This window comes from Flavobacterium sp. ZT3R18 (assembly GCF_007097385.1).
GTDB lineage: Bacteria > Bacteroidota > Bacteroidia > Flavobacteriales > Flavobacteriaceae > Flavobacterium.
The window spans coordinates 30,917-51,225 of the sequence record NZ_VJZS01000004.1; the positions used below are offsets into that span (position 1 = coordinate 30,917).

General features: G+C 34.8%; 25 protein-coding genes. 16 read left to right on the plus strand and 9 right to left on the minus strand.

What is annotated here, in order from left to right; genetic code table 11:
* Positions 1 to 49: 49 nt before the first annotated feature.
* Positions 50 to 1,912, minus strand: a complete 1,863-nt coding sequence (locus tag FNW52_RS05990; protein WP_143376559.1) for an ABC-F family ATP-binding cassette domain-containing protein — start codon at positions 1,910 to 1,912, stop codon at positions 50 to 52.
* 335 nt (positions 1,913 to 2,247) lie between these two features.
* Here FNW52_RS05990 and FNW52_RS05995 point away from each other — a divergent pair, with 335 nt between their 5' ends.
* The 12 genes from FNW52_RS05995 (at position 2,248) to ftsY (ending at position 10,710) form a co-directional block, all read left to right on the plus strand.
* Entirely contained in the window at positions 2,248 to 2,502 is a 255-nt protein-coding gene (locus FNW52_RS05995; protein WP_143376560.1) for a hypothetical protein, read from the plus strand.
* Entirely contained in the window at positions 2,502 to 2,807 is a 306-nt protein-coding gene (locus FNW52_RS06000) for a type II toxin-antitoxin system RelE/ParE family toxin (RefSeq protein WP_143376561.1), read from the plus strand. The genes FNW52_RS05995 and FNW52_RS06000 overlap by 1 nt, the downstream gene beginning before the upstream one ends.
* A gap of 44 nt (positions 2,808 to 2,851) precedes the next feature.
* Positions 2,852 to 4,027 carry a glycosyltransferase family 2 protein gene (locus FNW52_RS06005; RefSeq protein WP_143376562.1) on the plus strand — a complete coding sequence of 392 codons (1,176 nt, stop codon included), beginning with the start codon at positions 2,852 to 2,854 and terminating at the stop codon, positions 4,025 to 4,027.
* An 83-nt stretch (positions 4,028 to 4,110) separates the two neighbouring features.
* Positions 4,111 to 5,433, plus strand: coding sequence for a dihydrolipoamide acetyltransferase family protein (locus tag FNW52_RS06010; protein WP_143376563.1), 1,323 nt, complete (start codon positions 4,111 to 4,113; stop codon positions 5,431 to 5,433).
* 123 nt (positions 5,434 to 5,556) lie between these two features.
* Complete coding sequence (locus tag FNW52_RS06015) at positions 5,557 to 6,327, plus strand: 3'-5' exonuclease (RefSeq protein WP_143376564.1); 771 nt, start codon at positions 5,557 to 5,559, stop codon at positions 6,325 to 6,327.
* A 158-nt stretch (positions 6,328 to 6,485) separates the two neighbouring features.
* The gene (locus FNW52_RS06020) at positions 6,486 to 7,097 is read left to right on the plus strand and encodes a fumarylacetoacetate hydrolase family protein (protein ID WP_143376565.1); all 612 of its coding nucleotides are present in this window, start codon (positions 6,486 to 6,488) and stop codon (positions 7,095 to 7,097) included.
* Positions 7,097 to 7,441: an Hpt domain-containing protein gene (locus FNW52_RS06025; RefSeq protein WP_143376566.1), complete on the plus strand. Its 345-nt coding sequence runs from the start codon at positions 7,097 to 7,099 to the stop codon at positions 7,439 to 7,441. The genes FNW52_RS06020 and FNW52_RS06025 overlap by 1 nt, the downstream gene beginning before the upstream one ends.
* A gap of 122 nt (positions 7,442 to 7,563) precedes the next feature.
* Positions 7,564 to 8,817 (plus strand): CinA family nicotinamide mononucleotide deamidase-related protein, encoded by a 1,254-nt coding sequence (locus tag FNW52_RS06030; protein WP_143376567.1) that lies wholly within the window; start codon positions 7,564 to 7,566, stop codon positions 8,815 to 8,817.
* 72 nt (positions 8,818 to 8,889) lie between these two features.
* Positions 8,890 to 9,126, plus strand: coding sequence for a 50S ribosomal protein L28 (gene rpmB / locus FNW52_RS06035; protein ID WP_024980263.1), 237 nt, complete (start codon positions 8,890 to 8,892; stop codon positions 9,124 to 9,126).
* 27 nt (positions 9,127 to 9,153) lie between these two features.
* The gene (rpmG, locus tag FNW52_RS06040) at positions 9,154 to 9,336 is read left to right on the plus strand and encodes a 50S ribosomal protein L33 (RefSeq protein WP_017495179.1); all 183 of its coding nucleotides are present in this window, start codon (positions 9,154 to 9,156) and stop codon (positions 9,334 to 9,336) included.
* A 76-nt stretch (positions 9,337 to 9,412) separates the two neighbouring features.
* Positions 9,413 to 9,565, plus strand: a complete 153-nt coding sequence (locus FNW52_RS06045; RefSeq protein ID WP_116760430.1) for a DUF4295 domain-containing protein — start codon at positions 9,413 to 9,415, stop codon at positions 9,563 to 9,565.
* A gap of 176 nt (positions 9,566 to 9,741) precedes the next feature.
* On the plus strand, positions 9,742 to 10,710 hold the full coding sequence (gene ftsY / locus FNW52_RS06050) for a signal recognition particle-docking protein FtsY (RefSeq protein WP_143376568.1): 969 nt from the start codon (positions 9,742 to 9,744) through the stop codon (positions 10,708 to 10,710).
* A gap of 367 nt (positions 10,711 to 11,077) precedes the next feature.
* On the opposite strand, the gene FNW52_RS06055 is transcribed toward ftsY, so the two are convergent.
* From FNW52_RS06055 to FNW52_RS06075, 5 genes are all read right to left on the minus strand, one after another.
* Entirely contained in the window at positions 11,078 to 11,407 is a 330-nt protein-coding gene (locus FNW52_RS06055) for an addiction module toxin RelE (RefSeq protein ID WP_143376569.1), read from the minus strand.
* Positions 11,397 to 11,645, minus strand: coding sequence for a hypothetical protein (locus tag FNW52_RS06060; RefSeq protein WP_143376570.1), 249 nt, complete (start codon positions 11,643 to 11,645; stop codon positions 11,397 to 11,399). Before FNW52_RS06060 ends, FNW52_RS06055 begins: the two co-directional genes overlap by 11 nt.
* A gap of 306 nt (positions 11,646 to 11,951) precedes the next feature.
* Positions 11,952 to 13,019, minus strand: a complete 1,068-nt coding sequence (locus FNW52_RS06065) for a serine hydrolase (RefSeq protein WP_143376571.1) — start codon at positions 13,017 to 13,019, stop codon at positions 11,952 to 11,954.
* Between the two features lie 67 nt (positions 13,020 to 13,086).
* Complete coding sequence (locus FNW52_RS06070) at positions 13,087 to 13,683, minus strand: mobile mystery protein B (protein WP_143376572.1); 597 nt, start codon at positions 13,681 to 13,683, stop codon at positions 13,087 to 13,089.
* Positions 13,674 to 14,138 carry a mobile mystery protein A gene (locus FNW52_RS06075; RefSeq protein ID WP_143376573.1) on the minus strand — a complete coding sequence of 155 codons (465 nt, stop codon included), beginning with the start codon at positions 14,136 to 14,138 and terminating at the stop codon, positions 13,674 to 13,676. Before FNW52_RS06075 ends, FNW52_RS06070 begins: the two co-directional genes overlap by 10 nt.
* 680 nt (positions 14,139 to 14,818) lie before the next feature.
* On the opposite strand from FNW52_RS06075, the gene FNW52_RS06080 reads away from it, so the two are divergent.
* Both FNW52_RS06080 and FNW52_RS06085 read left to right on the plus strand, forming a co-directional pair.
* The gene (locus FNW52_RS06080; RefSeq protein ID WP_143376574.1) at positions 14,819 to 15,262 is read left to right on the plus strand and encodes a hypothetical protein; all 444 of its coding nucleotides are present in this window, start codon (positions 14,819 to 14,821) and stop codon (positions 15,260 to 15,262) included.
* Positions 15,243 to 15,539, plus strand: coding sequence for a DUF721 domain-containing protein (locus tag FNW52_RS06085; RefSeq protein WP_116760437.1), 297 nt, complete (start codon positions 15,243 to 15,245; stop codon positions 15,537 to 15,539). The genes FNW52_RS06080 and FNW52_RS06085 overlap by 20 nt, the downstream gene beginning before the upstream one ends.
* Before the next feature lie 143 nt (positions 15,540 to 15,682).
* Here the strand turns inward: FNW52_RS06085 and FNW52_RS06090 are convergent, their stop codons facing one another.
* The 3 genes from FNW52_RS06090 to bshC form a co-directional block, all read right to left on the minus strand.
* Positions 15,683 to 16,102 (minus strand): nucleoside-diphosphate kinase, encoded by a 420-nt coding sequence (locus tag FNW52_RS06090; protein WP_143376575.1) that lies wholly within the window; start codon positions 16,100 to 16,102, stop codon positions 15,683 to 15,685.
* 109 nt (positions 16,103 to 16,211) lie between these two features.
* Entirely contained in the window at positions 16,212 to 17,483 is a 1,272-nt protein-coding gene (locus FNW52_RS06095) for an acyltransferase family protein (protein WP_143376576.1), read from the minus strand.
* Positions 17,484 to 17,600: 117 nt separating this feature from the next.
* Positions 17,601 to 19,223 (minus strand): bacillithiol biosynthesis cysteine-adding enzyme BshC, encoded by a 1,623-nt coding sequence (gene bshC, locus FNW52_RS06100; RefSeq protein WP_143376577.1) that lies wholly within the window; start codon positions 19,221 to 19,223, stop codon positions 17,601 to 17,603.
* A 108-nt stretch (positions 19,224 to 19,331) separates the two neighbouring features.
* Here bshC and FNW52_RS06105 point away from each other — a divergent pair, with 108 nt between their 5' ends.
* Together FNW52_RS06105 and FNW52_RS06110 are read left to right on the plus strand one after the other, a co-directional pair.
* Positions 19,332 to 19,586, plus strand: a complete 255-nt coding sequence (locus tag FNW52_RS06105) for an autorepressor SdpR family transcription factor (protein ID WP_143376578.1) — start codon at positions 19,332 to 19,334, stop codon at positions 19,584 to 19,586.
* Between the two features lie 4 nt (positions 19,587 to 19,590).
* Positions 19,591 to 20,244, plus strand: a complete 654-nt coding sequence (locus FNW52_RS06110; RefSeq protein WP_143376579.1) for an SdpI family protein — start codon at positions 19,591 to 19,593, stop codon at positions 20,242 to 20,244.
* Positions 20,245 to 20,309 lie beyond the last annotated feature (65 nt).

The following is a 20,309-nucleotide window of genomic DNA, read 5'->3' on the forward strand; positions in this document are numbered from 1 at the left end:
CTATTTTAAAATAAGTGTCTACTGCAAACTGCGACTGAATACTAAAAATTTATCCCTCCATCTTCGCACTCAACTCAAACCATCTTTCTTCCTTATCTTCCATTTTCTTGATGATGTTTTCGAGTTCTTTTGCTTTCTTCTCAATATCGGCATCAGCGACTTTTCCATCCGAAAACAACTGCTCAATTTTGGTTTTATCGATTTCCAAATCCTTGATTTCTCTCTCAATTTTCTGAAATTCTTTTTGCTCGTTGAAAGTCAAATTTCCGGTCGGATTGTTTTGCTTCCATTCTTTTTTCTCGGTTTTATTGTCTTCTTTCTGGGCTACATCGGCACTGTCTTCGTAGGCTCTAAAATCAGAGTAATTCCCTGGGAAGTTTTCAATCTCGCCTTGACCTCTAAAAACGAATAACTGATCCACGATTTTATCCATAAAATAACGGTCGTGAGAAACCACCACCAAACAACCAGGATAATCCATTAAGAAACTTTCCAACACGTTTAAGGTTACGATATCTAAATCGTTCGTAGGCTCATCGAGAATCAAAAAGTTTGGATTCTGAATCAAAACCGTACATAAATACAACCGTTTCAACTCACCACCACTCAATTTCTCTACATAATCATATTGTTTTTTGGCATCAAAAAGAAAACGCTCCAACAATTGCGAAGCCGAAATGATTTTTCCTTTCGTAAGCGGAATGTACTCACCATATTCCTTGATGACATCAATCACACGTTGACCTGGTTTTGGGTTAATCCCGCTTTGGGTGTAGTAGCCAATTTTGATTGTCTCTCCCACAACCACTTTTCCAGAATCTAAAGGCAAGGTTCCTGTCAAAAGATTCAAGAAAGTAGATTTTCCAGTTCCGTTTTTACCAATGATTCCAATGCGTTCTCCACGTTGAAAATCAAAACTAAAATTATCCAAAATCACATGATCCTTAAATTTCTTGGAAATCTTGTGAAGCTCAATAATTTTGCTTCCCATTCGTTCCATATTAATTTCCAGTTCCACTACATTTTCTTTTCTGCGACTTTGGGCTTTTTCCTTAATATCGTAAAAATCGTCCTGACGTGATTTACTTTTACAAGTACGCGCTTTAGGTTGGCGACGCATCCATTCCAATTCTTTTACGAACAAGTTTTGCGCTTTGTCAACACTAGAATTTTCGGAGGCAATACGCTCTTCTTTTTTCTCTAAATAATAAGAATAGTTTCCTTTGTATTGGTATATTTTTCCGTTGTCCAATTCAATGATTTCGTTACAAACACGCTCCAAGAAGAAACGGTCGTGCGTTACCATAAACAACGTAATGTTTTCTTTGGCAAAATAACTCTCCAACCATTCAATCATTTCTAAGTCTAAGTGATTCGTTGGCTCATCCAGAATTAATAAATCAGGGCGGTTAATCAAAATGATGGCAAGAGACAAACGTTTTTTTTGTCCACCCGAAAGGTTTTTTACTTTCAGTTTAAAGTCTTCCAACTTCAATTTAAACAAGATTTGCTTGTATTGCGTTTCAAAATCCCAAGCATTATGCTGATCCATTCCGTCAAAAGCCTTTTGGTAGGCTTCCTCATCTTCAGGATTTTCTAATGCTTTTTCGTAGGCTTCAATCACTTTTAGACTCTCATTGTCCGAGGCGAAAATGCTTTCCTCAATCGTCAATTCATCCTGCAGTTTGTTGTCTTGTGACAAAAAAGCCATTCGAATACTTTTTCTAAGCACCACCTGTCCTGTGTCTGGTTCGTCAAAACCGTTGATAATGTTCATTATAGTGGTTTTACCCGAACCGTTTTTGGCGATAAAGGCAATTTTTTGATCTTTGTTGATCCCAAACGAAATGTCTTTGAAAAGCGTGCGCTCTCCAAAAGATTTTGATATATTTTCTACTGATAAATAATTCACAAGGCTAATTTTTTTGCAAAAGTAAGCTATTAAATGGCTATTTGCGAATTGTTTATTTTTAAACCAAAGTAAATGCTTTTAAAGTAGTCTTTCTTATTTAAAGAAAATCCCAAATGGAAGTGATTGGATAAAACCTAGGATCTAGTTTTGATTATTTTTTTAAAGTTTAGAATCTGCGTAAATCTGACAAATCTGCTTACCAATATTTTTACTCAGATTTTATAAAATCAAAATAATTGAAGGGGCTTTTTTTTAAAACGAATGCCCTGACTTAAGTTGGCGCGCAATTTTTATATTGTTTTATTTCGTATATTTGATAGTCAAAAAAATAGGTAATGAATTCAAATTCCAAAAAAGATAAACCCAACGAAAATCTTCCAAAAGTCGAAGAAAGTGCTACTTTGTACCAATCTAAAACCGATTTGGAAAAAGAAAATTTGGAAAAAGAAAATTCAGATACCGATTGGGATGATCTGCCAGAAACACTAAACCAATTACTTGAAAAAGGTTTAAAACAGTGCGAAGAGGGAAAGTTAATCCCTCACGAAAAAGTTATGAGTGATATTAAGAAAAGATTCAATATTTCTTGATGGCATATTTCGTTTATTGGTCGGTTTTATCGAAAGAATCATTTAATGATGAGGTGGATTTTATTTTTCTTAAATGGAATTTTGAAGAAGTCTCAAAATTCATAGCCCTAGTTGCAGTTGCTGCTGAAAGATTAGCTGTGCAGCCTGAAATTGGAATATATAGAAAGGAAAAGAAAATCTATTCATTAGTGATTTCAAAACAAACTACGTTATTTTATAGAATTAATCAATCTCAAAATCAAGTCGAATTAGTTTTGTTTTGGAACAACAAGAGAAACCCAAAAGAACTTCTAAAACTATTGTAATTGTGTAGTTGCATTTTGAAATTCCTAATGTTTATATTTGCCTAATGCAACTATCCGTCATTATCCTCAATTATAACGTTCGCTATTTTTTAGAACTCTGTGTACTAAGTGTCGAAAGCGCTTTAGAAAACATAGATTCCGAAATCATTGTCATAGACAATAACTCTTCTGATGATAGTTGCGAAATGATGAAAACCCGTTTCCCAAATGTCAAGCTCATTCAAAACGATCAAAATGTAGGTTTTCCAAAAGGAAATAATATAGGAGTAGAGCATGCAAGCGGCGAATATATTTGTATTCTTAACCCCGATACCGTCGTGGCAGAAGATACCTTTGAAAAAGTATTGGCTTTCGCCAAAAAACAAATCGACTTAGGAATTGTAGGGGTAAAACTCATTGACGGAACTGGTAATTTCCTGCCCGAAAGTAAAAGAGGAATCCCAACGCCTTGGGTTGCCTTTACTAAGATTACCAGCTTGTACAAGCTATTCCCAAAATCAAATCGTTGTAATAAATACTATGCCCAACATTTAGATGAAAATCAAACGGGCAAAGTAGCCATTTTGGTTGGTGCTTTTATGTTCTTGAAGAGAGAACTGTATAATAAAGTAGGAGGTTTTGATGAAGATTGTTTTATGTATTCAGACGATATTGATTTGTCTTATATGGTGTTGCAAAAAGGAAAAACCAATTATTATTTTCACGAAACAACCGTGATACATTATAAAGGAGAAAGTACGATTAAAGACGGTACTTATATGAAGCGATTTCAAGAAGCAATGGAATTTTTTTATAGAAAACATTTTAAAGCATCCTTTCTTTTTTCGGTCCCGATGGCTATCGGGGTGAAAATTGGAATTGTGTTTTTTTCTTTAACAAAGAGAATTCAAGGGAGAACCAAAATAAAAAGCATCCCTAAAAATTATTTATTACTCTCTTCATCAGTAACATTAGCAAAAATAATAGCCGTTGGGGTACAAAAAAAGGTTGATTTTCTGGATTGGAAAACAGAAAAAAAGGTAAATTTGTCTTCAATTTCAATAAGAAATGGGGCACAGATTATTTTGGATAATGAGTTTGTTTCGTTCAAAGAATGCATTAATATTCATGAAAGGCATAGAAACAAAGGAATTACCTTTAAAATAATGCCAAAAAACGCAAATTTTATCATTGGAAGTGATTCTTCTAACGATAGAGGAGAAGTTGTAAAAATCAAGTAAAAATTACATTTAGTGTAATTTATATTGATAATATTTAGTAATTTCGCAAACTGAAAATCAAAATCACCTTTTAGATTAACAATATGGCAAGATTTGAATTAAAGCTTCCTAAAATGGGAGAAAGCGTTGCAGAAGCAACTATCACAAATTGGTTAAAAGAAGTTGGCGACAAAATTGAAGCGGACGAAGCGGTTTTGGAAATTGCTACTGATAAAGTAGATTCTGAAGTCCCATCGGAGGTTTCAGGTGTGCTTATCGAAAAGTTATTTGGTAAAGATGATTTGGTTCAAGTAGGACAAACCATTGCTATTATTGAAACCGAAGGCGGAAATATTGAAGCACCAAGTGCAGAAGCAACTCCAGTCCCGATAGCTATCGGGATTGCTGAAATTCAGAAAACAATAGAATCAGTAAAAGAATCAGTTTCAGCTCCGGTTAATTTTTCTGAAAGCGATAAATTCTTTTCGCCATTAGTAAAAAATATAGCCAAAGAAGAAGGCGTTTCTTTAGCGGAACTAGAAAGTATCAGCGGTTCTGGAAAAGAAGGTCGCGTTACTAAAGAAGATATATTAAGTTACGTAAAAAATAGAGGAAGTCAATCTGCCGTTGCCGTTGCGGCACCAGTTAAAACTGTTGAAGCTCCAAAAGTTTCGGTAAGTGTTCCATCACAAAAGGTTTCGCCTGTTTCTGTAAATGGAGGAGATGAGATTGTAGAAATGGATAGAATGACCAAGTTGATTGCGGGTTATATGGTGGCTTCTGTACAAACGTCAGCTCACGTGCAGTCGTTTGTTGAAGTGGATGTGACAAACATAGTAAAATGGAGAGAGAAAAATAAAAATGCTTTTGAGAAACGTGAGGGTGAGAAATTGACTTACACGCCAATTTTTATGGAGGCAGTTGCTAAAGCATTGAAGGATTTTCCGGAAATGAATGTCTCTGTGGATGGTGATTTTATTATAAAAAAGAAAAATATAAACCTTGGAATGGCGGCTTCATTGCCAAATGGGAATTTAATTGTTCCTGTTATAAAAAATGCTGACCAGTTGAATTTGGTTGGAATGGCAAAAGCCGTGAATGACTTAGGAGGTCGTGCCAAAGCAGGAAAGCTAAAACCAGATGATACACAAGGAGGAACTTATACAGTTACCAATGTAGGTACTTTTGGAAGTATTTTTGGAACGCCAATTTTGAACCAACCTCAAGTAGGGATTTTGGCTCTCGGCGCGATACGTAAAATGCCAGCAGTTATCGAAACTCCAGATGGGGATTTTATAGGTATTCGTCAAAAAATGTTCTTGTCGCATAGTTACGATCACCGTGTTGTTAATGGTGCGCTCGGTGGAAACTTTGTAAAACGTGTAGCTGAATATCTAGAAGCTTTTGATGTAAATAGAGATTATTAATTCTATATAAATAAAAAACAGACCCGACAAATTATAGAAATTTGTCGGGTTTTGTTTTTTTATGAAACTTTAAAAGAAATCAAACCCAAATCTTTTATATTTGTATTAATTCAAAAACAAAAAATGGAACTTAAACTCAATAAACCGATTTGCTTTTTCGATCTTGAAACTACAGGAATTGACATCGGAAAAGATAGAATTGTTGAAATATCAGTATTAAAAGTTTTTCCCAACGGAAATAAAGAAAGTAAAACATGGTTGGTGAATCCAACGATTCCGATTCCTCCACAATCAACGGCTATTCATGGAATTAGCGATGAAAAAGTAGCCAATGAGCCTACATTTAATGAATTGGCTTCTCAGGTTTACAATATGATCAAGGACAGTGATTTGGCAGGATTTAATTCGGATCGTTTCGATATTCCGTTGCTTGCCGAAGAATTATTGCGTGCCGGGGTTGACTTTGACATGAAAGGAAGGGTTTCTGTAGATGTGCAAACCGTTTTTCATAAAATGGAAGAGCGTACCTTGAGTGCTGCCTTGAAATTTTATTGTGATAAAGGACTCGAAAATGCCCATTCTGCGGAAGCGGATACCATGGCTACTTATGAAATTCTGAAAGCACAATTGGATCGTTATCCGGATTTAGAAAACGATATGAAATCATTGTCTGAGTTTACCACCAGAAAAAAGATTGCCGATTTTGCAGGAATGATCGCTTTTGATAAAGACGATGAAGAGATTTTCACCTTCGGAAAGCACAAAGGAGTCAAAGTGGATAAAATTTTAGAATCGGAACCTGGGTATTTTAGTTGGATTCAAAATGCAGATTTTCCGCTGTATACCAAGAAAGTATTGACGGCTATTAAATTAAGAAAATTAAATACGAAATAAGTTTTCAGTATTCAGTCTCAGTGTTCAGTCTCGGTATCTGGTATTCAGTCTCAGTATTCAGTTACTACTCGGTAGTGCTGGACTGTAAACTGCGACTGTAAACTGCGACTGCGAACTGCGACTGTAAACTGCGACTGTAAACTGAATACTTTTAGAAAATGAAAATAATTTGCATCGGCAGGAACTATGCCAATCATATTGAAGAATTAAAAAACGAACGCCCTTCGGAGCCGGTTATTTTTATGAAGCCCGATTCGGCGGTTTTGTTGAAACAACATCCTTTTGTGATTCCTGAATTTTCGGAGGATATTCATCATGAAATTGAATTGATTGTCAAAATAAATAAAGTGGGGAAATATATTGAACCCAAGTTTGCACACAAATATTATGACGAAATTAGCGTAGGGATTGATTTTACGGCTAGGGATTTGCAAGCGAAGTTAAAGGAAAAAGGACTTCCGTGGGAAAAAGCCAAGGCATTTGATGGTTCGGCTGTCATAGGAGAATTTTTGCATAAAAGTCAGTTTGTTTCATTAGAAAATATTACATTTGAATTAACCAACAATAATAGTACTGTGCAAAAAGGTAATTCTAATCTTATGCTGTGGAATATTGATGAGTTGGTATCTTATGTATCTCAATATTTTACTTTAAAAATTGGCGATATTATTTTTACAGGAACACCAGAAGGAGTCGCGGCAGTGAAACCAGATGATGTTTTAGAAGGATTTTTAGAAGGACAAAAACTATTTAGAATACAAGTAAAATAATGGCTTTAAAATACAACCTAGCAAAAGTGTACGCACTTTCAGATAATGATCCGGAGTTTGTGAATGAAATTTTAAATTTATTCGTTACCGAAGTTCCAAGTGATTTAATGGAAATAGGAGAGGGGATTAAAAAAAAAGATCATAAACACACGTATGCCTTTGCTCATAAATTAAAACCAACATTAGATTTGCTTGGTTTGAATGTGGCATTCGAAGAAATTCTTCAAATTGAAGCTTGGACTAAAGCAGAAGGTAAAAAGAAAGAAATAATTGAAACTTATAAGAGTGTTAAAACTCAGGTTAAAGATGCTATTAAAGAGATAAGAAAAGATTTCGATCTTTAAATCTTGGTTTCAATTTAATTTTCTGTACAATCATAATGAGTGTATATAATTAAAATCCACAGCTGTATTTGTAAATACAACTGTTGGATTTTTTTTATATCTAATAAAAAAAATATCAATACATGAAGGCAACTATAGTTACCATTGGGGATGAGATTTTAATTGGTCAAATAGTAGATACTAATTCTGCTTTTATTGCAAAATCATTAGATAGAATAGGTGTCGAAATTAGTGAGATTATTTCGATTAGTGATTCTAAAGAGCATATTTTAGCAACATTTTCTAAACTTCAAAATACCGTGGATTTAGTTATTGTTACAGGTGGATTAGGACCTACAAAGGATGATGTTACGAAGAAGACTTTTTGTGATTATTTTGAAGATCAATTGGTTGTGGATGAAGCGGTTTTGGCTCATGTTACCCAATTGATTGAAGACTATTTTAAGAGGAAAATCACTCAGATCAATAAAGATCAAGCACTCGTTCCTTCTAAATGTACAGTACTCCATAATAAGATGGGAACAGCTCCTGGAATGTGGATAAAGAAAGAAAATACGGTTTTTGTGTCGCTTCCTGGCGTGCCTTATGAGATGGAATATTTGGTGCAAAATGAAGTTGTTCCAAAAGTGATTAAGGAATATAAAAGACCTTATATTATTCATAAAACAATACTAACTTACGGTCAAGGGGAAAGTTTGGTAGCGGAGCGTATCGAGCAGTGGGAAGATGGTTTGCCTGAGTTTTTGAAATTGGCGTACTTGCCTAGTCCAGGAAAATTGCGTTTGCGTCTTTCGGCAAGAGGGGCGGATAAAGAGAAATTGGAAAAGGCAATTGAAGAGTATGTATTTTCTTTAGATGCTATTATTCATGATATCATTGTAGGTTTTGAGGAAGATGAGACGATAGAAGTTGTTTTAGGGAAGTTGCTTACAAAGCAAAATAAAACCCTTTCTACGGCAGAGAGTTGCACAGGTGGTAAAATCGCACAAACGTTGACGGCGGTTCCTGGGGCTTCAAAATATTTTAAAGGGAGTGTTGTTTCGTATGATACGGCAGTTAAAATTGATGTTTTAGGGCTTTCTGAAAGTTTGATAGAAGAGCATACTGTGGTGAGTGCTGCGGTTGCATCGGCTATGGCTTTGAGCGTGAAAAGGATAATGAAAACCGATTATGCAATTGCTACCACGGGGAATGCCGGACCTACCAAAGAGGAGGGAAAAGCGGAAGTCGGGACTGTATTTATAGCATTGGCTACACCGAACGGAGTAATTGTTGAAGAATTTAATTTTGGCCAACCCCGTGAGAAAGTGATAGATAGAGCTGTGGTTAAGAGTCTTGAAATATTGCAGAAAGAAATTTTGAAAAAAGAGCTTTAAATATTTTGGTTTATAGGTTTATTTTTCTTTTCTTTGCACCCTGATTTTAGATAACGATAAAAGATAAGTATAATGTCAAGAGTTTGTGACCTTACAGGTAAAAGAGCGATGGTAGGAAATAACGTTTCTCACGCTATGAACAAAACTAAGAGAAAATTTTCTGTGAACTTAGTTAAAAAGCGTTTTTATCTTCCAGAAGAAGATAGATGGATTACTCTTAGAGTAGCAGCATCTACGATAAAAACAATTAATAAAAATGGAATCGCTGCAGTTTTGAAAAAAGCGCAGTCAGAAGGATTTATTAAATAATCTTTTCCAAAATAAACAAATAGCAAGATGGCAAAGAAAGGAAATAGAATCCAGGTAATTTTAGAATGTACTGAACACAAAACTTCAGGTGTAGCAGGAACTTCAAGATACATAACAACAAAGAACAAAAAAAACACTCCAGACAGATTAGAGATTAAGAAATTTAATCCAATCTTGAAAAGAGTAACTGTTCATAAAGAAATTAAGTAATAATTAGAGATTTTATAAAATCTCAAATGGTTTTGCCATTAGAGTTTTTATGAAAATTTCAAATAACATTTGAATCATGGCAAAGAAAACCGTAGCATCGTTACAAACATCTTCTAAGAGATTATCAAAAGCCATCAAAATGGTGAAATCTCCAGTAACCGGAGCATATACATTCGTTGAATCTATTATGGCTCCTGAAGCAGTTGATGAATTCTTGAAAAAGAAATAATCAACTTACCTATTATATAGAAAAGCTACTTTCATTCGGAAGTAGCTTTTTTATTTTCTATATTTACAACTCGAAATAGAAAACATGGTTTTAGAGATTAATTTTAAGTTTTTCTAAGGTTTGTTTTCTGAATCTTTCGAAAAATGTGAATTCCAAATCGTAAATCTTCATTTTAAATGAGCTTTTTTAAAAAAATATTCTCCTCAGAGAAAAAAGAATCGTTAGACAAAGGTCTAGAAAAAACTAAAACTACTTTTTTTTCCAAGTTATCCAAAGCAGTGGCTGGAAAGTCAAAAGTGGATGATGATGTTTTAGATAATTTAGAAGAAATTCTCGTTTCTTCGGATGTGGGAGTCAATACAACACTAAAAATAATTACCCGAATAGAAAAAAGAGTGGAAGCTGATAAGTACTTAGGTATTGATGAGCTGAACCAGATTCTAAGAGAAGAAATAGCCGCTTTATTATCTGAGACCAATGCGGGAGAAGCGACAGAGTTTGTTATCCCGATGTCTATCGGGACTGTGAACACAAAACCTTACGTTTTGATGGTAGTTGGAGTAAATGGAGTGGGTAAAACAACTACAATAGGAAAATTGGCTTATCAATTTAAGAAAGCTGGTTTTAATGTGGTTCTTGGAGCAGCAGATACTTTTCGTGCGGCCGCTATTGATCAATTGCAAATTTGGGCTGATAGAGTAGGTGTGTCTATTGTTAGACAAGAAATGGGGAGTGATCCTGCTTCGGTAGCTTTTGATACCTTGCAATCGGCTGTGGCGCAAAATGCGGATATTGTCATTATTGATACAGCGGGTCGTTTGCACAATAAAATTAACCTGATGAATGAACTTTCAAAAGTAAAACGAGTGATGCAAAAAGTGGTTGGCGATGCCCCTCACGATGTAATGCTGGTTTTGGATGGTTCTACGGGTCAAAATGCGTTTGAACAAGCCAAACAATTTACTGCAGCTACGGAGGTTACTTGCTTAGCGGTTACCAAATTAGACGGTACTGCTAAAGGTGGTGTTGTTATCGGTATTTCAGATCAGTTTCAAATTCCGGTTAAATACATTGGTGTTGGAGAAGGAATTGAAGATTTGCAGGTTTTTAATAAACACGAGTTTGTAGATAGTTTTTTTAAATAATTGATCTGTGCTTTATGAAAAATTATAATCCTATTTACTTTTATTTTGTAAGTATCGCGGCTTTTGTGTTGGCAAACATTATTAGAACAACCAGTGTTGGTTTTTATTATGCTTTATTGATTGTTGGTTTGGTCTTTTTCTTTTTAGGATTGATGAGGAGAATGAGGAAATAGGTCGATGTATTTAGATAATTGCCTCGATAATTATTAGGAATGAAAAGTTTAGCGGTGTTTCGTAATTTTTAACTTAATTATGAAACACCACTAATTATTTAAGGACCTTTTCTAATGACTTATTGCAAGTAAAAGGATTTTTCGCTATCCTAATAGGATTATGTAAAGCTTTCAGCGAGGGGTCTTTTATAAAATTAAAGTCTTAGATTTTTCTTTAGAATAGATAAATCAATAGCATCAAAATCAGTTTTATTATAAATAGAACTCAAAAGTATTTCTTTTTGGTTGACTTCAATTATAGTTTCGTAAGTTATAATTCTACCGCCACCGCTAGAACCTTTGCCTTTGGATTTTATTTTTAGATTGATTTTTCTAAAACCGTCTCCTAAATCGGTAGATAATGCTAATTCTTTTTCAATATTATCTAATAAATATTGAATATCTGATTTTAAGGAAGGGAATTTTTTTGCTAACGGCTTTAATTCTTTTTTAAAGTTTTCGTGAACAGTTACTTTATAATTCATCTAAAAAAGATTGTGCCGATTGGTATTGTTTTTTACCGATATTCTCTCTAATATCTTCAGCTACTTTTTTTAAGTTATTTAGATATTTTTTTTCTTTCAAACTTAATTCTTTTGTAACGGGTTTTCCAAGTCCTGCATCAATTGTTATTCCTTTACTTCCCGCATCAGTGAGTATTTTTACCAATTCAAGGACAACTTTCCCTGCTTTGGTTCTTTCGTTTATATTTAGCGTTGTCATAATTACTAATTTTAGAAATACAAATATACAAAAATCGTGCTACTCAAGTAACATGCTTTTCAAACTATTGCTGTAACCCTCCATTGTTGAATTTCTAAGATATTCAAGGAGAAGTTAGGCAATTTTTATGGATTTACAGCTTTAAAGAGCTTTTGAAAAAAAGGTAAAGTCAGTCCCGAAATCTTTCGGGATTATGCAGCGGGTTATAGTCTATGAAAAGTTTAGCGGTGTTTTGTGATTTTTAACATAATTACGAAACACTGCTAATTATTTAAAGGATTTTTTTGTAATAAATAATTTTTAACCCTACTGATACAAAGCACTAATTTTTGTCCAAAGCGTTTCGTCGAAATCGGATAGGGCTAGGTTTGCATTATCTGCGGCATCCCCCATTCGGATAACGACCATTTTTTTGCTGGGAACCACATAGATTTTTTGGTCGTTTTTGCCCAATGCCATAAACATATCGTTTGGTGCTGTTGGGATGATACTTCCTTGAAAAGTAGCTTGTGATTGTGGTAAATGGTAATTGGCTTTACCATTCAACCACCATAAATAGCCGTATCCTAAGTTGATGTTTTGAGAAGCGTTTGTAGCTTCATTGAAATAACTTTCGTTTAAGATTACATCATTCTCCCATTTTCCTTTATTGTACATCAGTAATCCAAAACGGGCCATGCTTCTGGTGGTACTGCTATACACAATATTGTTGCCAGAGGTAAGCCAAGTCCCATTCATTCCTATTTTGTCTCTTAATTTGGCGTTGAAATAGGAATTCCAAGTTTGACCACTGGCTTGTGCAATGACATCTTGCAATTTTACATATACATTGTGATACGCCCAACGGGTCCCTGCATCGGAGGTGTAGGTTAGGGCCGAAGGTGAAACATTATCGGTGGTGTCGTCTAGACCGGAAGTCATGGTCAATAAATTTTTGCAGGTAATGAGATTTTCTTTGGCAATTGGCGCACTCGTCCAACCCGTTCCTATATATTGAGACACTTTGTTGTTGATGTTGATGAGATTTTCTTGTTGGGCAATTCCCGTCATGGTTGATGTTAATGTTTTCCCTGCACTTGCCCAATACCAATTGGTGTTGGTATCATGACCGTTAAAATAATTTTCCATTACGATGCGCCCGTTGACAATGATGATAAAACCTTTGGAATGTTTGAGTGCTAAATAATCCAAAAGGGGTTGTACAGCGGAAGATTTCCAACCGAGGCTTTCTATTGATTTGGTTTCCCATGTTGAACCCGAAATCGGTGGAAAATATAGTGTTTCTGTAGGTGTTGAAGGGTCTGGCTCTGTAGTGTCAGAGGAACAATTAATGCAAAAAAGCACAATGAATAGTAATAGTATTGATTTTGGCATGGTTGCAAAGATTAGTTTTGGATAGGATCAAAAATATTGAAAATAGTTTAATGCGAAGGTGAAATTTTTACGATTTTGCAAAAGCTATTAAAGATTGTATTTCATTTTTATCTGCCAATTTCACTGCTTTTATATAGGTTGCTCTTGCGTCGGTTTGCCGAACCAAATCATTCCTTCCCCAAGTAAAAAAAGGATCTCTAAAAATCTTTTCCATGATTAGGTCGGCTATTAGTCGAGAATGTCTTCCGTTACCGTTGGGAAAACAATGAATACTAACTAATCGGTGCTTGAATCGAATTGCAATTTCCTCGTGGGAATAGGTGTTGTTGTCAATCCAAAATAGGCAATCATCCAATAGATTCCTTAGTTCAATTGGGATTAAATAACTTTTTACCCCTATATTTTTTTCGGAGCTTCTAAATTGTCCCGCCCATTTCCAAACATCCGCATACATTTTTTTATGAAGGTCTTTAATGAACTTTTCCGTCAGTAATTGCTCTTTTTTGAACTTTCGGGCAAAAGTCCATTGAATGGCTTTTTCAATATTCTGTTGCTCAAATTCATCCAACTCTTCCCTTGTGGTAATGGACTTAATTAAAAGACCTTCTTTTTCCTCCTCGTCGAGTTCTGTTTGTCCTTGAATGTAGTTGATATTTAATCCCATAAATATTTCGGCATTTCATTTTTAATCTCGGTTGTTTTTAGTTCGATTGCTTTTTTAATCCGTTGTTCCGAGTTTTGCTGCTCTTCCAATTTCATAGAATTACTGGTTCGCAAGACAATTTCTCTTGCAATTTCCTGAGCTCTTTGCTCAATCATCTCTTCCAAACTCTCGTGTTGCGAAACAAAACCATACACTAATTTCATATCCAGAGCACGAGCCGCCTCATTCAATGATTTAAGAGAAATCGTTCCATTTACTTCTCTTTCTTCCATTTCCTTGATGCTTTGCGCTGATATAGACAACCTATTTCCTAATTGTCGCATTGACATTTTAAGTGCAGAACGAAGTGTATGAATCCAACCTTTAGGTGGAATTATAACTGTTTTTAATGGACGAAAAACAGTTAGTTTTCGTTCTGTTTGGTCGATTAGTAATTGTTGTTTCTGATTTTTCATAAGGGTATAGCCTTAAAGTTTAAATACAAATTTAAGGCTATAGCATTAAAAAAACAAATTTATTTTAAGGTTGTAGCCTTAAAGTAAAAATAATACTTTAAGGTTATAGCCTTAAAGTAAAATAGATACGGTAAATTTATCCTAGCTTGTGCAATGACATCTTGCACTCTCTGTGGTGTCTGAGGATCAATTAATCAAAAAACATGAGTATCTGTGACTAATGCCAAACCGATAAAATTGGCCACAGATTAAAAAGATTCACACAGATTTCTCTAATAATGTGCATAAAATCTGTGCGAATCTGTGAAATCAGTGGCGAAAAAAATATACATGGTACACTTTGCGGACTGTCATATCAAAAAAAGTGCAATGAATAGTGATAGTATTGATTTTGAAATAATTGCGAAGATTGGTTTTGTATAGGATCAAAAATATTGAAAATAGTTTAATGAGAATGCGTTTTTTTATTTCCTTTGGTTTTATAAAGTTTAACTTTGTCGTATTAACTAAAGATGTTGAGGAACGGGATGCCCTAGCCCTGATAGCAGTGGAAATCCTTATGAGTCTCGTTTTTTTCTAACGAGACTCATAAGATTGAAACGAATAGCAGGAAACAGCTCCTCCCTTCGACTTCGCTCAGGTAACGACTTCATTCTTCGTAATGACAAAGTAATTATTCTATGAAAAAAGTATTTGGTGTTTTACTGGTAGCCCTCTTATTTGTTGGGTGTAAGCAAAAAATAAATCCGGCTGATGTTGAGAAAATCAACGGCTATTGGGAAATTGAAAAAGTGATTTTTGAGGATGGAGAAGAGAAGCAGTACGGTATGAATGAATCGTTTGATTATTTTAAGATTGATGTAAATAATTCGGGGATTCGCAAAAAAGTAATGCCGCAATTGGATGGGACTTTTTTGGTGAATGATACTTTTGAAAATGTAAAAATTCGATTTGCTGACGATCAGACCTTTTTGGATTATAGCACGCCGTATATGAAATGGAGTGAGGAAATACTGGCTTTGAGCGATACCGAATTGGTGGTTTTGAATGCAGAGAAAAAAGAATATCATTATAAAAAAACAGGGCCTATAAACCTTGACGACTATGGCAAAAAGACTAAATAATCAAAGTACGGTGGGGGATGTTTTGAAACAAATTATCCAAGTCAATAAATTACAGCCCGGAATGGATCAGATTGACGTGAAGGAAGCTTGGCGCAATTTGATGGGAAATGGCGTGAATAGTTATACCAATAATGTGGTTTTGAAAGGATCTACGCTGTATGTTGAGTTGACTTCGGCGGTGTTGCGTGAGGAATTAAGCCATGGTAAATCCAAAATCGTGACGATGATCAATGAGGAATTGCGGCGGGATGTGGTGAGGGATGTTGTGTTGAGGTAGGGATTTTAGATTGCTGATTAACGATTTTAGATTTTAGATTTTAGATTTGACATAAAAAAATCCCGTTTCAATTGAAACGGGATTTTTATTGATATAGATTTTTAAATCGTTAATCTAAAATCTAAACTCTTAAATCTAAAATTCTAGAACTGCTCTCTTCCTGCGAAATGAAACGCACCTTCGATAGCTGCATTTTCGTCGCTATCTGAACCGTGAACTGCATTTTCTCCGATAGAAGTTGCGTATGCTTTACGGATAGTTCCTTCAGCAGCTTCAGCTGGGTTTGTAGCACCGATTAAAGTTCTGAAATCTTCAACAGCGTTGTCTTTTTCTAAAATAGCAGCAACAATAGGACCACGAGACATGAATTCTACTAATTCTCCGTAGAAAGGTCTTGCAGCGTGTACTGCGTAAAATGCTTGAGCATCTGCAACTGTTAATTGCGTTAATTTCAAAGAAACGATTTTGAAACCAGCGTTTGTAATCATTGCCAATATGTTTCCGATGTGTCCGTTTTGAACTGCATCAGGCTTAATCATTGTAAAAGTTCTATTAGTAGCCATTTTTATGTGTTTTAAAATTTTGTGCAAAAATATACTTTTTTTATCGAATGATTTTACCAAATTGTCAATTTAATGATGAAAATTTGACTTTATCTCGGTTGTTTTGCTTTTAAACTTTAAAATACATTTTGTTTTTGTAGAAATAGCCCAAAAGAATGGTCCATAAACTTACATAAAGAAGTGCAAATACTAATGATGCTGTCATAGGATTGTTAAAGAAAGGCTGAACTCCAAAGGAATACAAATAGTCGAGAAGATTGATTTGCTCGGTTGGGATTTTTGGATTTGGGAAAGAAATCATCACAAAAGCTTGCGGAATAATTTCGGAAAGGAAGAATACTATCATTGGATTCACTCCCCAAACCAAGAATAATTTAGTTCCTTTTTTATAGTTGGCAATATCAATGCAGTAATATAAAATAGCCAAGGTTAGTGTGCCTAATCCGGCTGTATACACAACGTACGAACTGGTCCAGAGTGCTTTGTTGATGGGAAAAATGATATTCCAAAGTAATCCTAAACAGATAAGTGTTACTCCAATAATTGCCATTTTTTTTGCTTTTTCCATTTTTAATAATGGGCTGTTTAGTAATTGTCCGATAAGAAGTCCTATGATTCCGGTAGCAACTGATGGGATTGTGCTTAGGATTCCTTCGGGATCCCAAGTGTTGGTTACGGCCCACATATGTCCTTTTAATACAACACTATCTACCCATGCGGCTAGGTTGGTTCCTTTTTCAAGGTTCGTAATTTCAAATCCTGGTGCTGGAACGAGCGTCATGACTGCCCAATAACCGAGCAATATTCCGATAGCGACTAATAATTGCGTTTTTTGAGTAGTTTTTAGATACAAAAGTGAGGCTATGAAATAGATAATCCCAATACGTTGCAATACACCTGGAAGTCTTACATTTTGATAGGCTTCGATACCGCTATAGGCTAAGATTAAATAAATAGCAAAAATAGAAACCGCCAAATATGTTTTTAGTTTCGAATTGAAATTCCCCATAAGTGTATAGCCTACTGCTGCGGTTATGAGTAAACGCCCGATGACTAATGGAATGCCTTCTAATCCGAAGAGTTGAATATTACCGAAAAAATTAAAAAATACGCCTAAGCAAAACATGCGCAACGAACGCGTTAGTATTTTGGTAAAAGTTGCACTGTCATAGCTTTTGGTTGGCATGGCGAAAGAAATCGCTACACCCATGATGAATATAAAAAAAGGAAAAACCAAGTCGGTAGGAGTACAACCATGCCATTCAGAGTGTAAAAGAGGAGGGTAAACCGTTGCCCAACTTCCGGGGTTGTTGACAATGGTCATTAATAAAATGGTTAATCCTCTGAATACATCTAGCGAAATAAGGCGGTCTTTGGTCATTTTTTTTAAAGTTACTAAGTTACTGAGATTCTGAGTCTCTGAGTTTTTTTAAATTGTTACTTAAATCTAAATTGCTAAGAATCTTAGTGACTCAGAAACTTAGCAACTTAGAATCTGCTAAATTCCTAAAGTAATTATGTTGAAATTTTGCTCTAATGGTTTTAGCTGATTCATCAATTGCGAAATCAAGTGCTCTCCGTTTTCCAGATAAAATTCCGAAAAATTGGCTTGACGCTCCTGTAAACTTTGGTTAGGGAACAATTCGTTTTGCAAGTCAATAATTCGTTGGAGTTCATCGTGAAATTTTCTTTTTTGAGCAATAAGCAATCTTTTTTCTAGAGTTTCTAATCCTTTGGTTTGCTTGACTTCTTGTGCTTTTACGGCGCCTAAGAAGGATTTGTCCGTATGATTAGCCAGTTCTAGAAGTGCCTCAAATTGTTTTTTTAAGGCTTCTTTTTGTTCGCTGAAATCAATTGGGAACTCTGATAATTTTTGGGTTATGCGATTGACTAAAGCGGCTTGTTTCGAAAATAAATCAGACCATGTCAGGTTTAATTTATCGGCTTTTTTGTTTTGTTTTTCGGTTGCCAAAAGTACTGAGTTCCTCAATAATAATGTTGGAAAGGTTACTTTTGCGGCAGCGAAAAAAGATTTTAATTCGAACCAATAGGCAATTTCTCCGCCTCCGCCGATGTAGCATAAGTTGGGTAAAATGACCTCTTGGTATAGAGGACGCATGATTACATTGGGACTGAATTTTTCAGGATTGCTTTCTAATAATGCCAGAATTTCGGTTTCGGTGAATTCGATTTTGGTGTGATTGACTTTGTATATGTTATTCTCAAAAATAATTCGTTCACGTAAATCGTCCTCAATGTAGAATAAATTAATCTCACGCGGATTGACCTGAATCGAATAATCTTTTATCTTTTCGATAGTTTCGGTTACTGCCTTGAAGGAAGTTTGGTGAAGCAATTCGTCTTTTATATATGGAATGAAACTGCGTTTCAAATCTTGATGATCGGCATCTAGAATGACTAAACCATGTGCGCCAAAAAGGGCGTTAGCCAAATATCTTGTGGCGTCGGCAAGGTTGTTATGGTTGAGATAGGAATCTTCAAATAGTTTTTTGAGGGTGTTGGCATTGGTACTTGAACCAATTTCCAAAGCATATATTTCTAGGAAATCGGCTAATCCTTCAGTAGACAATCTCCCGACAGGGCCTTTACTATCTCTATTCCAGTGGAATTTCTTTCCTTTAAAACTAAAATAATTTATTTCTTCAAAATCATGGTCTTCAGTCGCCATCCAGTATACGGGAATGAAATTATAGTCTGGATATTTCGCTTTTAATTCGGTTGTCAAATTAATGGTCGAAATGATTTTGTATAAAAAATACAAAGGACCGCTGAATAAATTGAGCTGATGTCCCGTGGTAATGGTAAAGGTGTTGGGTTGGTTTAAAAGTTCAATATGGTTTGAAGTTTCAGCAGAAACGGTCAATTCAGCATATTGTTTTTTTAAAACTGAAACTAATGTTTGTCTTTTTAAATTGTCATTGCTATTGCTATTGCCATTGTCATTGAAATTGCTTTTTTTCTCCTCGATTTGTTCTTCAAAGTTTTCGAGAGTGGGAAAGCGATGGTATAAAGATTGTAATTCGGTTTTTTGATTTAAATAATCATTCATCAATGGAGAAAAATATCCAGAATTTTGATAGCTGATACAGTCGGTTGGCATATTGTTTTTTATTTGATGCTAAAATACCAAATAATAATAATTTAAAAACTATTTGGTAGATTAAAAAAGTATTTAGACATTTGTCTAAATATATAAATACTTTAAATTATGAACGACATATTTAAAGCATTGAATGATGCCACACGAAGGGAAATATTGGAGCTTTTGAAAACAAAGGATATGTCTGCTGGAGAAATAGCCGATCAGTTTAATATGTCGAAGCCGAGTATTTCCCATCATTTGGATATTTTGAAACGTGCCGATTTGATTACTGCCGAAAAATCGGGGCAATTTATTTTCTATTCCATTAACACGACCATCATGGAAGATGTGTTGCAATGGATGTTAACTTTTAAAAAATAAAACTATGAATTCAACTTTAAAAAAAGAACTTCCTATTATTGGAATTGTGTTAATGCCCTTCGTTTATTTGGCTTTTATTTGGAAAACTTTACCCAATAAAGTTCCAACACATTGGAATTACAAAGGCGAGGTTGATCATTGGGGAGATAAGTTTTCTTTGGTTGGGCTACTGTTTATGCTGCCTGTTTTAGTTTATATAATCATGCTTGTTGCTCCAAAAATTGATCCCAAAAAAAGAATTGCTTTAATGGGAGGGAAGTTTTATCAATTGAAGTTTTTTCTTGTTTTATGTATGTCTTTGTTGGCTTTGTTTATCATTTTTATTACCAAGAATCAGTCTTTTTCCAGCCCTAATTTAATCTATATCATTGTCGGAATTTTATTTTTAGTCCTAGGTAATTATTTTAAAGTAATTCAGCCTAATTATTTTATAGGAATACGAACCCCCTGGACATTAGAGAATAATGAAGTTTGGAAAGTTACCCATATTTTTGCAGGTAAACTTTGGGTTATCGGAGGGTTGCTAATCGTATTGGGAGGATTGATTTTTGAAAATCATTCTTTCTCTATTGCTATTGTTCCCCTTGTTATTGTTTTGGCAATCGTCCCAATGGTGTATTCCTATATTAAGTTTAAGGAAATAGAGAAAAGGGGGTGATTGGGTTATGCTAATAAAAATAATTATTCCAGTTTTATAAGACCATAAAACTGGGATAATTATTT

Excerpts from the sequence above, each read along its gene's own strand:
- FNW52_RS05995 (WP_143376560.1), top strand. The coding sequence starts at position 2,248 with ATGAATTCAAATTCCAAAAAAGATAAACCCAACGAAAATCTTCCAAAA.
- FNW52_RS06000 (WP_143376561.1), top strand. The coding sequence starts at position 2,502 with ATGGCATATTTCGTTTATTGGTCGGTTTTATCGAAAGAATCATTTAAT.
- FNW52_RS06005 (WP_143376562.1), top strand. The coding sequence starts at position 2,852 with ATGCAACTATCCGTCATTATCCTCAATTATAACGTTCGCTATTTTTTA.
- FNW52_RS06010 (WP_143376563.1), top strand. The coding sequence starts at position 4,111 with ATGGCAAGATTTGAATTAAAGCTTCCTAAAATGGGAGAAAGCGTTGCA.
- FNW52_RS06015 (WP_143376564.1), top strand. The coding sequence starts at position 5,557 with ATGGAACTTAAACTCAATAAACCGATTTGCTTTTTCGATCTTGAAACT.
- FNW52_RS06020 (WP_143376565.1), top strand. The coding sequence starts at position 6,486 with ATGAAAATAATTTGCATCGGCAGGAACTATGCCAATCATATTGAAGAA.
- FNW52_RS06025 (WP_143376566.1), top strand. The coding sequence starts at position 7,097 with ATGGCTTTAAAATACAACCTAGCAAAAGTGTACGCACTTTCAGATAAT.
- FNW52_RS06030 (WP_143376567.1), top strand. The coding sequence starts at position 7,564 with ATGAAGGCAACTATAGTTACCATTGGGGATGAGATTTTAATTGGTCAA.
- rpmB (WP_024980263.1), top strand. The coding sequence starts at position 8,890 with ATGTCAAGAGTTTGTGACCTTACAGGTAAAAGAGCGATGGTAGGAAAT.
- rpmG (WP_017495179.1), top strand. The coding sequence starts at position 9,154 with ATGGCAAAGAAAGGAAATAGAATCCAGGTAATTTTAGAATGTACTGAA.
- FNW52_RS06045 (WP_116760430.1), top strand. The coding sequence starts at position 9,413 with ATGGCAAAGAAAACCGTAGCATCGTTACAAACATCTTCTAAGAGATTA.
- ftsY (WP_143376568.1), top strand. The coding sequence starts at position 9,742 with ATGAGCTTTTTTAAAAAAATATTCTCCTCAGAGAAAAAAGAATCGTTA.
- FNW52_RS06055 (WP_143376569.1), bottom strand. The coding sequence starts at position 11,407 with ATGAATTATAAAGTAACTGTTCACGAAAACTTTAAAAAAGAATTAAAG.
- FNW52_RS06060 (WP_143376570.1), bottom strand. The coding sequence starts at position 11,645 with ATGACAACGCTAAATATAAACGAAAGAACCAAAGCAGGGAAAGTTGTC.
- FNW52_RS06065 (WP_143376571.1), bottom strand. The coding sequence starts at position 13,019 with ATGCCAAAATCAATACTATTACTATTCATTGTGCTTTTTTGCATTAAT.
- FNW52_RS06070 (WP_143376572.1), bottom strand. The coding sequence starts at position 13,683 with ATGGGATTAAATATCAACTACATTCAAGGACAAACAGAACTCGACGAG.
- FNW52_RS06075 (WP_143376573.1), bottom strand. The coding sequence starts at position 14,138 with ATGAAAAATCAGAAACAACAATTACTAATCGACCAAACAGAACGAAAA.
- FNW52_RS06080 (WP_143376574.1), top strand. The coding sequence starts at position 14,819 with ATGAAAAAAGTATTTGGTGTTTTACTGGTAGCCCTCTTATTTGTTGGG.
- FNW52_RS06085 (WP_116760437.1), top strand. The coding sequence starts at position 15,243 with ATGGCAAAAAGACTAAATAATCAAAGTACGGTGGGGGATGTTTTGAAA.
- FNW52_RS06090 (WP_143376575.1), bottom strand. The coding sequence starts at position 16,102 with ATGGCTACTAATAGAACTTTTACAATGATTAAGCCTGATGCAGTTCAA.
- FNW52_RS06095 (WP_143376576.1), bottom strand. The coding sequence starts at position 17,483 with ATGACCAAAGACCGCCTTATTTCGCTAGATGTATTCAGAGGATTAACC.
- bshC (WP_143376577.1), bottom strand. The coding sequence starts at position 19,223 with ATGCCAACCGACTGTATCAGCTATCAAAATTCTGGATATTTTTCTCCA.
- FNW52_RS06105 (WP_143376578.1), top strand. The coding sequence starts at position 19,332 with ATGAACGACATATTTAAAGCATTGAATGATGCCACACGAAGGGAAATA.
- FNW52_RS06110 (WP_143376579.1), top strand. The coding sequence starts at position 19,591 with ATGAATTCAACTTTAAAAAAAGAACTTCCTATTATTGGAATTGTGTTA.